Raw genomic sequence first — 12,747 nt, forward strand, 5'->3', positions numbered from 1 at the left:
GACATCGGCAAGCCATTGACGGACGTTTTGACCACCGCTTCCCTGATCTCGGAAGAGAGCCGCGCCACGGCCACTCCCATGATGGAGCAATATATCGAGATCAAGGCGAACAACCCCGGTTCGCTGCTGTTTTACCGCATGGGCGATTTTTACGAATTGTTCTTTGACGATGCGGTGGAAGCCTCTCGGTCGCTCGGCATCACGCTGACGAAACGCGGCCAGCATATGGGGCAGGATATTCCCATGTGCGGCGTTCCCGTACACGCCGCCGATGATTATCTCCAGAAGCTCATCCTGCGCGGTTATCGCGTCGCCGTCTGCGAGCAGGTGGAGGACCCGGCCGAGGCGAAGAAGCGCGGATCGAAATCCGTGGTAAAACGCGATGTGGTGCGGCTTGTCACGCCTGGCACGCTCACGGAAGAAAAGCTGCTGTCGCCGACGGAATCCAACTATCTTATGGCGCTCGCTCGTATTCGCGGCAGTGCGGAGGCACAGTTTGCGCTTGCCTGGATTGATATTTCCACCGGCGTCTTCCGCTTGGCGGAAACCACGCTGACGCGTCTCCTCGCTGATATCTGGCGCATCGATCCGCGTGAGCTGATCGTTGCCGACAGTCTGTTCCATGACGAAGAGCTGCGACCGGTTTTCGATATGCTTGGCCGTGTCGCCGTGCCGCAGCCGGCCATTCTGTTCGACAGCGCTACGGCGGAAGGGCGGATCGCGCGTTACTTCAACGTCTCGACCCTAGATGGTTTCGGCACATTTTCGCGTGTGGAAATGGCCGCTGCCGCTGCCGCGGTTGCCTATGTTGAAAAGACCCAGATTGCCGAGCGCCCGCCGCTTGGTGCGCCGGAACGCGAAAGCGCTGCCTCCACGCTGTTCATCGATCCCGCGACCCGCGCCAATCTGGAGTTGGTGAAGACGCTCTCAGGCGAAAGGGACGGATCGCTCCTGCATGCCCTCAACCGCACGGTCACGGGCGGCGGTGCGCGGCTTTTGGCCGAGCGGTTGATGTCTCCCTTGACCGACCCGGAAAGGGTTAATGCCCGTCTCGATGCAGTCGCCTATCTTATTGATGACGTCTCCCTTTGCGATGGCCTGCGCGATGCCTTGAAACAGGTTGCCGATATGCCGCGCGCGCTCTCCCGTCTTGCGCTGGAGCGCGGTGGCCCGCGCGATCTCGGGGCGATCAGGCAGGGCCTGGCGTCGGCCGAGAGAATTGCCGCCATTCTCGATCAGGGACTATTGCCGCAGGAGCTTGCTGCTGCACTTGCGGATCTGAAGGCTTTGCCGGGCGGGCTGGAAGCCATGCTTGGCTCGATGCTCGCCGACGATCTGCCGCTTTTGAAGCGTGATGGCGGTTTTCTGCGTGAGGGCGCCAATCCAGAACTCGACGACGTGCGCGCATTGCGTGACCAGTCGCGCCGGGTAATCGCCGGGCTGCAGCTGCAATATGCCGAGGAAACCGGCATCAAGTCGCTCAAGATCAAGCATAACAACGTGCTTGGTTACTTCATCGAGGTAACGGCGGGCAACGCCGATGTCATGATGGCCACGGATGAGGCGAAGGCGCGCTTCATTCACCGCCAGACCATGGCCGGCGCCATGCGCTTCACCACCACCGAACTTGCCGATCTCGAAAGCCGCATCGCCAATGCCGCGGCAGAAGCCCTGACCATGGAGCTGGAAGCCTTCGAGCGCATGGTCGAGGCCGTGGTGCGGCAGGCGGAGGCGATCAAGGCGGGTGCGCTGGCGCTTGCGGTGATCGATGTCGCCTCAAGCCTTGCTTATCTCGCTACCGAACAGGCTTATTGCCGCCCGATCGTCGATGCCTCCATGACCTTTGCGATCACAGGCGGGCGCCACCCGGTTGTGGAACAGGCGCTGCGGCGCCAGTCCGCCGGGCCGTTCATCGCCAATAATTGCGATCTGTCGGCTGCTGAGGGCGGCAAAAATGGTGCGATCTGGCTGCTCACCGGCCCGAACATGGGCGGTAAATCGACTTTCCTGCGTCAGAATGCGCTCATCGCCATCCTCGCGCAGATCGGCTCCTTCGTTCCGGCAGAAGCCGCCCATATCGGCATCGTAGACCGGTTGTTTTCCCGCGTCGGCGCGTCCGACGATCTGGCGCGTGGCCGCTCGACCTTCATGGTGGAAATGGTGGAAACGGCCGCCATCCTCAATCAGGCGACGGATCGCTCGCTTGTCATTCTGGATGAGATCGGCCGTGGCACGGCAACCTTCGACGGCCTTTCGATCGCCTGGGCGGCGGTCGAGCATCTGCACGAGGTCAATCGTTGCCGTGGCCTCTTCGCCACGCATTTCCACGAACTGACGGTGCTGTCGGAAAAACTTGGTCGCCTTTCCAATGCCACGATGCGGGTGAAGGAATGGGAGGGTGACGTCATCTTCCTGCACGAGGTCGGACCGGGTGCTGCAGATCGTTCCTACGGTATTCAGGTGGCAAGGCTCGCCGGACTTCCGGCATCGGTGGTGGAGCGCGCCCGTGAGGTGCTGACGAAGCTCGAAGATGCCGATCGAAAGAACCCGGCCAGTCAGCTGATCGACGATCTGCCACTATTCCAGATCGCGGTTCGCCGTGAGGAAACCCGCAAGGCTGGACCATCGAAGGTGGAAGAAGCTTTGAAGGGGTTCAACCCGGACGAAATGACGCCGCGTGAGGCATTGGACGCGCTCTATGCGTTAAAGAAAGAACTTGGCAAGGCTTAAGAGGATAGACTGCCTGTCCATCGCCTTTGAAACTCGCTATAGGACAATCCCATCGCAAGCGGTGGCTTTCCCACAGGACATGGATAACGGCATAAATGGCCATCAAGGACCTGGATTTTTCCGAAATTCTCGATGTTTCGGCGCTGAAGCGCGAATGCGACATCATCTTCAAGAACGACGGCAAGCGCATCGCCGATGTCAGGTCAGACCTGCTGCCGATCTTTCGCAAGGCCAGCACGGAAGGCCGGGAAAAGGCTCGCGAACTGCTGAAATCCGACGGCAGCGGCATCGATTGCGCCCGACGTATCTCCTGGCTCCAGGACCGGCTGATCGAAATCCTCTATGATCTCGCCTGCCAATATGTCTATCCGAAAGACGCGCCGCAAATCGCCGTTGCAGCGGTGGGGGGGTACGGTCGCGGCACGCTGGCGCCGGGATCGGATATCGACCTTCTGTTCCTGCTGCCGGCCAAGAACACGCCGGATATGCACAAGGCCGTGGAGTTCGTGCTTTATCTGCTCTGGGATCTCGGCTTCAAGGTCGGCCACGCCACGCGCACGGTGGATGAGTGCGTCCGCCTGTCGAAATCCGATATGACCATCCGCACCGCCATTCTGGAAGTGCGGGCAATCTGCGGCAAAAAATCGCTGACCGATGATCTCGAAAAACGTTTCGAGTCGGAAGTTGTCACCGGCACCGGGCCGGAATTCATCGCCGCCAAGCTGGCAGAGCGTGACCAGCGTCACCGCAAGGCGGGCGATACGCGCTATCTGGTGGAGCCGAACGTCAAGGAAGGCAAGGGCGGCCTGCGCGACCTGCACACGCTGTTCTGGATCGCCAAATATTATTACCATGTCCGCGATACAGCCGATCTCGTCAAGCTTGGCGTCCTGTCTAAGCGCGAACTCAGGCTGTTCGAAAAGGCCGATGATTTTCTCTGGGCCGTCCGTTGCCAGATGCATTTCATCACCAACAAGGCGGAAGAGCGCCTGTCCTTCGACATTCAGCGCGAGATCGCCGATGCGCTGGGCTACCAGCCACGCCCCGGGCTTTCCGCCGTCGAACGTTTCATGAAGCATTATTTCCTGGTGGCGAAGGATGTGGGTGACCTGACCCGCATCGTCTGCGCCGCACTGGAGGACAGGCAGGCAAAGGACGTGCCGGGCCTGTCGGGTGTTCTCAGCCGCTTTGCCCACCGCGTCCGCAAAATTCCCGGTTCTGTTGAATTCGTCGAGGATCGCGGACGCATCGCGCTGGCCAAGCCGGACGTGTTCAAAAACGATCCGGTCAATCTGATCCGGCTCTTTCATATCGCCGATATCAACAATCTCGAACTTCACCCGGATGCGCTGCGTGTCGTTACCCGGTCGCTGTCGCTGATCAATGACGGGCTTCGCGAGAACGAGGAGGCGAACCGGCTGTTTCTGGCGATCCTCACCTCGAGGCGTGATCCGGCGCTCACCTTGCGGCGCATGAACGAGGCTGGCGTCCTCGGCAAGTTCATTCCCGAATTCGGCAAGATCGTCGCGATGATGCAGTTCAACATGTATCATCACTATACGGTGGACGAACATCTGATCCGCTCGGTCGGCGTACTGTCGGAGGTGGACAAGGGGACGGCTGTGGATGCCCATCCGCTTGCCAACCAGCTGATGCCGGGTGTCGAGGAGCGTGAGGCACTTTATGTGGCCGTTCTGCTGCACGATGTGGCCAAGGGCCGGCAGGAGGATCACTCGATTGCCGGCGCGCGCGTGGCCCGCAAGCTTTGCCAGCGTTTCCGGCTGACCGGCAAGCAGACCGAAATGGTCGTCTGGCTGATCGAGCAGCATCTTCTGATGTCCATGGTCGCCCAGACGCGCGACCTGCACGACCGCAAGACCATCACCGATTTCGCCGACAAGGTGCAATCCATGGAGCGGCTGAAGATGCTGCTTATCCTGACGGTCTGCGATATCCGCGCGGTCGGTCCGGGTGTCTGGAACGGCTGGAAGGGTCAGTTGCTCCGCTCGCTTTATTACGAGACCGAGCTGCTTCTCTCCGGTGGGTTTTCGGAAGTCTCACGCAAGGAAAGGGCGCATATTGCCCGTCAGGCGCTTTACGACGCGCTGGAAGACTGGGGCCAGAAGGCACGGCGCAAATACACCAAGCTGCACTATGAGCCCTATCTGCTGACGGTGGCGCTGGAAGATCAGGTGCGTCACACCCGCTTTATCCGCGAGGCCGACAAGCAGGAAAAAGCGCTGTCGACCATGGTGCGCACACATTCCTTCCACGCCATCACCGAAATCACCGTGCTGGCGCCCGACCATCCGCGCCTGCTGTCGATCATTACCGGCGCCTGCGCTGCGGCCGGCGCCAACATTGCCGACGCGCAAATCTTCACCACATCCGATGGGCGGGCGCTCGATACGATCCTGATCAACCGCGAATTTCCGATCGACGAAGACGAGACGCGGCGCGGCAACAATGTCGGCAAGCTGATCGAAGAGGTTCTGTCCGGTCGTCAGCGCCTGCCGGAAATGATTGCCACCCGCACCAAGAGCCGGAGGAAGAAAAGCGCCTTCACCATTCCGCCCTCCGTCATCATTTCCAACGGGCTTTCGAACAAGTTCACCGTTATCGAGGTCGAGTGCCTCGACCGGCCGGGGCTTCTGGCGGATATGACGGCTGTCATTGCCGATCTGTCGCTGGATATTCATTCCGCACGCATCACCACCTTCGGCGAGAAGGTCATCGACACATTCTACGTGACTGATCTCTTCGGCCAGAAGGTCACCAATGACAACCGGCAGGCCAGCATTGCCACGCGCTTGAAGGCCGTGATGAGCGAGCAGGAAGACGAATTGCGCGATCGCATGCCAAACGGCATCATCGCCCATCCCGATGTGGCGGCGCTGCCGGCCACGCGCACGGCAAAGGCTTGAAATTCCCATGAGCTTGATCGGAAAGTTCGCCACGGTCGGCACGGCCACGCTCGGAAGCCGTATCTTCGGTTTCCTCCGCGAGACGCTGATGGCCGCAGCCGTCGGTACCGGACCGGTTGCTGATGCCTTCAATGCTGCCTTTCGGTTCCCGAACACCTTCCGGCGCCTTTTTGCCGAAGGCGCGTTCAACTCGGCCTTCGTGCCCCTTTTCGCCAAGGAAATCGAGGCGAACGGCATGGAGGGCGCGAGGCGCTTTTCCGAAGAAGTTTTCGGCGTTCTGTTCACCGTGCTTCTGGCTTTGACGATCCTGATGGAACTGTCGATGCCGTTCATCGTGCGCACCGTTATTGCGCCGGGCTTTCTGGAAGACCCGGTGAAATTCGACAACACCGTCCGTCTCGCAACCATCATGTTCCCCTATCTCGCCTGCATGTCGCTGGCGGCGATGATGGGCGGCATGCTGAATTCGCTGCACCGCTATTTCGCTGCCGCGATTGCGCCGGTCTTCCTGAACATCATTCTGATTGGTGTTCTGATGCTGGCCTGGTGGAAGCATTACGACCCGCTTCAGGTGGGTTATGCCCTGTCCTGGGGTGTGATGGCGGCGGGTGTGGTGCAGCTTGGCATCGTCTGGATCGCCGTGCGCAATGCCGGCATGCGGATCGGTTTCCGCAGACCCCGGCTGACGAAGAATGTCCAGCGCCTGCTGGTCCTTGCTTTGCCGGCCGCAATCACCGGCGGCATCACCCAGATCAATCTCCTGATCAACACCAATATCGCGTCTGCCGGTGAGGGTGTGATCTCCTCGCTTGCCTATGCCGACCGGATTTACCAGCTGCCGCTCGGTGTCGTCGGCATCGCCGTTGCCACCGTGCTTTTGCCGGAGCTGGCGCGGGCTTTGCGTGGCGGACATATGGTCGAGGCGGGAAGCCTGCAAAACCGCTCGGTCGAATTCGTGCTGTTTTTGACATTGCCCGCCGCCGCTGCCCTTCTCGTCATGGCGGAACCCATCGTGCGCTTTCTGTACGAGCGCGGCAATTTCGCGCCTTCGGCCACCGTCACCGTCGCGCAGATCCTCGGTATTTATGGCCTCGGCCTGCCGGCTTTCGTGCTGATAAAGGCGTTCATTCCCGGCTTCTTTGCCCGCGAGGACACCCGCACCCCGATGATCTTCGCGGCGATTTCAGTGGTTGTGAACGTCTCTCTGGCGCTGACATTGTTTCCGCGTCTCGGAGGTCCGGGCATCGCCATTGCCGAGATCACCGCCGGCTGGGTCAATGCCGCCCTGCTGTTCGGCATGCTGTTGTGGCGGGGTCACTGGCATGTGGACATTCCGCTCCTCACCCGCATTCCGCGCTTGCTGCTGGCCGCCGCCCTTATGGCGGGCTTCGTTCACTATGCGCTGACCTATCTCAGCTTCGAGCTGTCCTCCGCCTCCTCCATTTTCGTCCGGGCCGGAACCATCATGGGCCTCGTGCTCTCCGCCATGCTCGTTTATTTCGTGCTGGCTTTCGTTTCGGGTGGTGCCGATCTCGGCATGGTCAAGAGAGCCATCAAAAAGCGCCGCAACAAGAATGCCCAGACGGAGACAAGCTAATGTCCTTTGCAGAAAACCGTCGCATCGCCCTCATCACACTCTTGGTGGACGATTATGACCGGGCAAAGACGTTTTATTGCGAGGTTCTGGGGTTTGATTGCCTTTCCGACCAACCTCTTGATGACGGCAAACGCTGGCTGGTGGTGAAGCCTCAAGGGACCGATGGCTGTGCCCTCTTGCTTGCCGAGGCGGATGGCGAAGCGCAGCGTCTTGCCATCGGCAACCAGAGCGGCGGCCGTGTCGGGTTTTTCCTGCATACCGACGATTTCGGTCGTGACTACGAGACGATGCTTGCGCGCGGCGTGCGCTTTCTGGAGGAACCGCGCCATGAGGTTTATGGCTCCGTCGCGGTCTTTGCGGACCCTTATGGAAATCACTGGGATCTTCTTCAGCCGCGCGGCTGACGCGCCCTGAAACCGCTTGATTGCGAGGGGCTGTAGGTGCATAAGCGCGCGTGCAATTCCAACTACGGGGCGGGGCCCTCCACAAGCCTTTTCGAGGACGACAATGAACGCATTCAAGCCGCTGGTTTTCTCGGGCGTCCAGCCGACCGGCAATCTGCATCTCGGCAATTATCTCGGGGCCATCCGCAAATTCGTGGCGTTGCAGGAAGATAACGACTGCATCTATTGCGTCGTCGACATGCATGCCATCACCGCCCAGCTCGTTCATTCGGACCTGAAGGCGCAAACCCGCTCGATCGCTGCCGCCTTCATTGCCGCAGGCATCGATCCGGTGAAGCATATCGTCTTCAACCAGTCGGCTGTGCCGCAGCACGCCGAACTCGCCTGGATCTTCAATTGCGTGGCGCGCATCGGCTGGATGGAGCGCATGACGCAGTTCAAGGACAAGTCCGGCAAAAATGCCGAGCAGGTGTCGCTTGGGCTGCTTGCCTATCCGAGCCTGATGGCTGCGGACATTCTCGTCTACCGCGCGACCCACGTTCCTGTCGGCGACGACCAGAAGCAGCATCTGGAACTGGCCCGCGACATCGCCCAGAAATTCAACATCGATTTCGGTGACCATATCCGCAACGCCGGTCTCGGGCTCGACATCACCGTGGGCAATGAGCCGGTGCATGCCTATTTCCCGATGGTGGAGCCGCTGATCGGCGGTCCGGCACCGCGGGTGATGTCGTTGAAGGACGGCACCAAGAAGATGTCGAAGTCCGATCCGTCGGATCTGTCGCGCATCAACCTCATGGACGATGTCGACGCCATTTCGAGAAAGATCAAGAAGGCGAAGACGGACCCGGATGCACTGCCGAGCGAAGTGGAAGGCCTGAAGGGCCGCCCGGAGGCCGAAAACCTCGTTGGTATCTATGCGGCACTGTCTGACAAGACGAAAGCGGAGGTTCTTTTAGAATTCGGCGGACAGCAGTTCTCGGCCTTCAAGCCGGCTCTTGTCGAGCTTGCCGTCAATGTGCTGGCTCCGGTCAACAACGAGATGCGCCGCCTTCTCGACGATCCCACCCACATCGATGCCATCCTCAAACAGGGTGGTGAGCGCGCGCGCGCGATCGCCGAAAACACGATGAACGAGGTGCGCGACATCATCGGGTTCCTGCGCTGACCACGTATCGCCTTGTGGATCACGGCGGGCGGTTTGCGCCTGCCGTGATTTGATATAATCTCCGCCCGAACCGTCGGGCGGTTTTTCGGATCGCGGCGGACACAGGGAGTGCGGAATGGTTTCAAAACGGCTGTCGCGTCTGGAAGGGCATCGTCGCAAATTTCTCGCTGTTATCGATGACACACCGGAATGCGAAAGGGCCGTGCATTATGCCGGTCGTCGCGCCAAGAACTCCAATGGCGGACTGGTTCTGCTTTACATGATACCGGAAGGCGATTTCCAGCAGTGGCTGGGCGTCGAGCAGATCATGCGGGCCGAGGCGCGCGAGGAGGCGGAAGCAACGCTTGCCAAGATCGCCCAGAAGGTCCGTGAGACCATCGGCATCGAGCCGGAAGCGGTGATCCGTGAAGGCGGCGCAACCGAACAGATCCACGGGCTCATCGAGGAAGATCGCGATATTGCCATTCTGGTTTTGGCGGCAGGATCAACGAAGGAAGGGCCGGGACCGCTCGTCTCCTCCATCTCAGGACGCGGTGCGGCCTTCCCCATCCCCGTCACCGTGCTGCCGGATACGCTGACGGATGAGGAAATCGACGCCCTCTGCTGACCCTCGTTCGACCCTGAAAGGCAGGAACGGATTCGGGCAAGAATTTGGGGCTGACGATTTCTTGAATGTAATTATCATGTCAGGGCTTGAAGTAAGGCTTCGCCAGGCGTATTTTTTGGAAGAATTCTAAATTGCGGGGCGTGAACGGCGACCTCGAAGGAGACAGATAATGTTCATTCAGACGGAAGCCACGCCGAACCCCGCGACCCTCAAGTTCCTGCCGGGCAAGGTGGTGCTGGAAAGCGGCACGGCTGAGTTTCTCAACCCTGCGCAGGCGCAGGCCTCGCCGCTGGCAGAGCGCCTCTTCACCATTCCGGGTGTCACCGGCGTTTATTTCGGCTTCGATTTCATCACCGTCACCAAGGATGACGCCGAATGGCAGCATCTGAAGCCCGCCATTCTCGGTTCGATCATGGAGCATTTCATGTCTGGCCGCCCCATCATGGGCACCGCCATTGCGGCTGAAGTGTCGGATGAGGAAGGCGAGTTCTTTGAAGAGGGTGACGAAACCATCGTCGCCACCATCAAGGAACTGCTGGATACCCGCGTCCGCCCCGCCGTAGCGCAGGATGGTGGCGATATCACTTTCCGTGGTTTCCGCGACGGCACCGTGTTCCTGAACATGAAGGGCGCCTGCTCCGGTTGCCCGTCCTCCACCGCCACGCTGAAGCACGGCGTCCAGAACCTGCTTCGCCATTTCGTGCCGGAAGTGCGCGAAGTCGAAGCTGTATGACGTTGTAAGCCAGGCCGCGCCATGATTGTTCTCGCACTCGATACCTCAGGTGTGGACTGTTCCGCCTGCGTCTATGACAGCGCCTCCGACACGGTGCTTGGCGAGGTATGCGAAACCATCGGAAAAGGTCATGCCGAGCGGCTGATGGCTGTGATTGATGGTGCCCTGCAGCAGGCGCAGCTGCCGCTTCAGAAAGTCGGACGCATCGCGGTAACGATCGGACCGGGTTCCTTTACCGGCATTCGCGTCGGCGTTGCCGCCGCGCGTGGTTTTGCCCTGTCGCTCGGCATAGAGGCAGTCGGCGTAACCACGCTTGAGACGATCGCCTTGCATCATCTGCTGGAAAATCCCGGCCGGCCAGTGGCTGTCGGGCTCGACGCCAAACGGGGCGAAGCCTACCTCCAGACATTTGCAGAGGATGGATTGCCGCTCCTCGAGGCCGCGCTTTGGTCTCTGGAGGATGCCAAAACGGCTCTCTCCGGTTTCGATGGCGCCATTATCGGTTCCGCCGCACCCCTTTTTCAGGGTTTCGACACGGGGTCGGGTCCCGATCATTTTCCGATTTCCACTGTCGCGCGGGCGGGTGGACGCAAGCCGAAAGGCATGCCGAAACCCGCACCGCTTTACCTTCGCGGCCCGGATGCCCGGCCGCAGACGGGTTTTGCGCTGGCACGCCAGAGCGTTGCCTGATAGGTGGCACCCGTAAATGCGTGCGGATGATTCCTTGTTATGTTTGACGAATATCTAAGCTGGAAGCCCTATTTCGAGATCGTGCCGATGCAGCATGAGGATTGCGCCGGAGTGGCGGAATTGCATGCGCTGCGCTTTCCGCGCCCCTGGAATGACGGGGAGTTTTCCGGGCTGTTGACGCAAGGCTCGGTTTTCGGTGCCGTCGCGCGGCAGACGAACGCATTTTTCAGCAAACCGCTCGGTGGTTTCGTGCTTGCGCGCGAAGTGGCCGGCGAGGCGGAAATCCTGACCGTTGCGGTGGCCGAAAAGTTCGCGCGCACCGGCCTCGGCTGGCGCCTGATGCAATCGGCCGTCCGTGAGGCGATGATGCGCGGTGCCGAAACGATGTTCCTGGAAGTGGACAGCAACAATGCCTCCGCCCTGGGACTTTATAAAAAGCTCGGCTTCAAAACGGTCGCTGAGCGGAAGGCCTATTACACCGCCAAGGATGGCGCGAAGTCGACGGCGCTTGTCATGCGCCGCGATCTTCGCTAGTTCCCTGCGACAGGCATTTTTCGGCGACAGCCCCGAAATTCAACCGGAATACTCAAAAGGCCAGAAGACGTGATAGACCTTTCGAAAACGCTGGAGGAACTTTGTGCCGAACGCGGCATGCGGATGACGGACCAGCGCCGTGTCATCGCCCGTGTGCTGCAGGAATCGGCAGACCATCCGGATGTCGAGGAGCTTTACCGCCGTTCCTCCGCCGTGGATCCGCGCATCTCGATTTCAACCGTTTACAGAACGGTGAAGCTGTTCGAGGACGCCGGCATCATCGAGCGTCATGATTTTCGCGATGGCCGCTCGCGTTACGAGACCGTGCCTGAGGAACATCACGATCATCTGATCGATCTGAAGAACAGTGTGGTCATCGAGTTTCATTCACCCGAGATCGAGGCGCTTCAGGAAAAGATCGCCAGGGAACACGGCTTCAAGCTCGTTGATCACCGGCTCGAACTCTACGGTGTACCGTTGAAGCCCGGCGAACATTGAGACGCTGGTGAGCAAGCGCACGGTTCAATCATGATGTGGCTTCGGACAGCCTATATTGCGGTCGTTCTCCTGATCGTCACGCTTATATTGCTGCCGCTGCAACTGTTGGGCCTTGCCTTCGACTGGCAGCTTCGTCGCCGCATTCCCCGCATCTGGCACCGCATCGCCTGCCATGTCCTCGGCATCCGCGTGCATGTCCATGGGGATGTGGAGCGGGCAAAGCCGCTGATGCTGGCGGTCAACCATGCCTCGTGGAAGGACATTCTCGTTCTCGGCAGTATTGCCGACGTGGTGTTCATCGCCAAGACGGAAGTGCGTGACTGGCCCGTCTTTGGCTGGCTCGCCCGTCTGCAGAAAAGCATCTTCGTCCAGCGCGAGCAGAAGCGCAGCACCGGTGCGCAGGTCGGCGAGATCGCCGCCCGCATGGCCGATGGCGAGATCGTCGTGTTGTTCCCGGAAGGCACCACCTCTGACGGCAACCGCATGCTTGCCGTCAAATCCTCGCTGTTTGGCGCAGCCTCCACGGCTGCCGAGCAGGTTCCGGGAAAGCTCGTCTATGTGCAGCCGGTCGCAATCGCCTATACGCGGGTGCAGGGCATGGCCATGGGACGTTACCACCGGGTCATTGCGGCCTGGCCGGGCAGCATAATTCTGGTGCCGCATCTGCTCGGTATCATCAGGGCAGGTGCTATCGACGTCGACGTTACATTCGGCGACAGCGTTCCGTTTCACAGCACGGATAACCGCAAGCGTCTGGCGACCGATATCGCCGCTTCTATCCGTTCCATGTTGGCTTTCAGCCTGCGTGGTGGCTGGCGGAAATAGAGCATTCCAGCTTTTCCGGTATTTTTCTGTTTAATCC

The 12,747-nt window shown here is 60.1% G+C and carries 11 protein-coding genes; all 11 read left to right on the plus strand.

The window, feature by feature from the left end:
* Nucleotides 1–78 precede the first annotated feature (78 nt).
* The gene (mutS, locus tag AC1DCP_RS01345; RefSeq protein WP_080799660.1) at nt 79–2,730 is read left to right on the plus strand and encodes a DNA mismatch repair protein MutS; all 2,652 of its coding nucleotides are present in this window, start codon (nt 79–81) and stop codon (nt 2,728–2,730) included.
* Nucleotides 2,731–2,825: 95 nt separating this feature from the next.
* Complete coding sequence (locus tag AC1DCP_RS01350; RefSeq protein WP_003514778.1) at nt 2,826–5,654, plus strand: [protein-PII] uridylyltransferase; 2,829 nt, start codon at nt 2,826–2,828, stop codon at nt 5,652–5,654.
* Between the two features lie 7 nt (nt 5,655–5,661).
* On the plus strand, nt 5,662–7,251 hold the full coding sequence (gene murJ / locus AC1DCP_RS01355) for a murein biosynthesis integral membrane protein MurJ (RefSeq protein WP_003514779.1): 1,590 nt from the start codon (nt 5,662–5,664) through the stop codon (nt 7,249–7,251).
* The gene (locus AC1DCP_RS01360) at nt 7,251–7,655 is read left to right on the plus strand and encodes a VOC family protein (protein ID WP_065688378.1); all 405 of its coding nucleotides are present in this window, start codon (nt 7,251–7,253) and stop codon (nt 7,653–7,655) included. The genes murJ and AC1DCP_RS01360 overlap by 1 nt, the downstream gene beginning before the upstream one ends.
* Nucleotides 7,656–7,758: 103 nt before the next feature.
* The gene (trpS, locus tag AC1DCP_RS01365) at nt 7,759–8,823 is read left to right on the plus strand and encodes a tryptophan--tRNA ligase (protein ID WP_003514781.1); all 1,065 of its coding nucleotides are present in this window, start codon (nt 7,759–7,761) and stop codon (nt 8,821–8,823) included.
* 115 nt (nt 8,824–8,938) lie between these two features.
* Nucleotides 8,939–9,430, plus strand: a complete 492-nt coding sequence (locus tag AC1DCP_RS01370) for a universal stress protein (protein WP_003514782.1) — start codon at nt 8,939–8,941, stop codon at nt 9,428–9,430.
* A gap of 169 nt (nt 9,431–9,599) precedes the next feature.
* Entirely contained in the window at nt 9,600–10,163 is a 564-nt protein-coding gene (locus AC1DCP_RS01375) for a NifU family protein (RefSeq protein WP_111799272.1), read from the plus strand.
* A 21-nt stretch (nt 10,164–10,184) separates the two neighbouring features.
* On the plus strand, nt 10,185–10,853 hold the full coding sequence (gene tsaB / locus AC1DCP_RS01380) for a tRNA (adenosine(37)-N6)-threonylcarbamoyltransferase complex dimerization subunit type 1 TsaB (protein WP_065688376.1): 669 nt from the start codon (nt 10,185–10,187) through the stop codon (nt 10,851–10,853).
* 39 nt (nt 10,854–10,892) lie between these two features.
* Nucleotides 10,893–11,387, plus strand: a complete 495-nt coding sequence (locus tag AC1DCP_RS01385; protein ID WP_065659826.1) for a GNAT family N-acetyltransferase — start codon at nt 10,893–10,895, stop codon at nt 11,385–11,387.
* A 69-nt stretch (nt 11,388–11,456) separates the two neighbouring features.
* On the plus strand, nt 11,457–11,885 hold the full coding sequence (locus AC1DCP_RS01390; protein WP_003514787.1) for a Fur family transcriptional regulator: 429 nt from the start codon (nt 11,457–11,459) through the stop codon (nt 11,883–11,885).
* 30 nt (nt 11,886–11,915) lie between these two features.
* Nucleotides 11,916–12,710 carry a lyso-ornithine lipid O-acyltransferase gene (gene olsA, locus AC1DCP_RS01395; protein ID WP_065688375.1) on the plus strand — a complete coding sequence of 265 codons (795 nt, stop codon included), beginning with the start codon at nt 11,916–11,918 and terminating at the stop codon, nt 12,708–12,710.
* Nucleotides 12,711–12,747: the final 37 nt, after the last annotated feature.

The sequence above is a fragment of the Agrobacterium sp. 10T429 genome, from assembly GCF_056393925.1.

Bases quoted from the DNA above. Each gene is read 5' to 3' on its own strand.
- AC1DCP_RS01385 (WP_065659826.1), top strand. From the start codon at position 10,893: ATGTTTGACGAATATCTAAGCTGGAAGCCCTATTTCGAGATCGTGCCG.
- mutS (WP_080799660.1), top strand. From the start codon at position 79: ATGATGGAGCAATATATCGAGATCAAGGCGAACAACCCCGGTTCGCTG.
- tsaB (WP_065688376.1), top strand. From the start codon at position 10,185: ATGATTGTTCTCGCACTCGATACCTCAGGTGTGGACTGTTCCGCCTGC.
- AC1DCP_RS01375 (WP_111799272.1), top strand. From the start codon at position 9,600: ATGTTCATTCAGACGGAAGCCACGCCGAACCCCGCGACCCTCAAGTTC.
- olsA (WP_065688375.1), top strand. From the start codon at position 11,916: ATGATGTGGCTTCGGACAGCCTATATTGCGGTCGTTCTCCTGATCGTC.
- AC1DCP_RS01350 (WP_003514778.1), top strand. From the start codon at position 2,826: ATGGCCATCAAGGACCTGGATTTTTCCGAAATTCTCGATGTTTCGGCG.
- murJ (WP_003514779.1), top strand. From the start codon at position 5,662: ATGAGCTTGATCGGAAAGTTCGCCACGGTCGGCACGGCCACGCTCGGA.
- trpS (WP_003514781.1), top strand. From the start codon at position 7,759: ATGAACGCATTCAAGCCGCTGGTTTTCTCGGGCGTCCAGCCGACCGGC.
- AC1DCP_RS01360 (WP_065688378.1), top strand. From the start codon at position 7,251: ATGTCCTTTGCAGAAAACCGTCGCATCGCCCTCATCACACTCTTGGTG.
- AC1DCP_RS01370 (WP_003514782.1), top strand. From the start codon at position 8,939: ATGGTTTCAAAACGGCTGTCGCGTCTGGAAGGGCATCGTCGCAAATTT.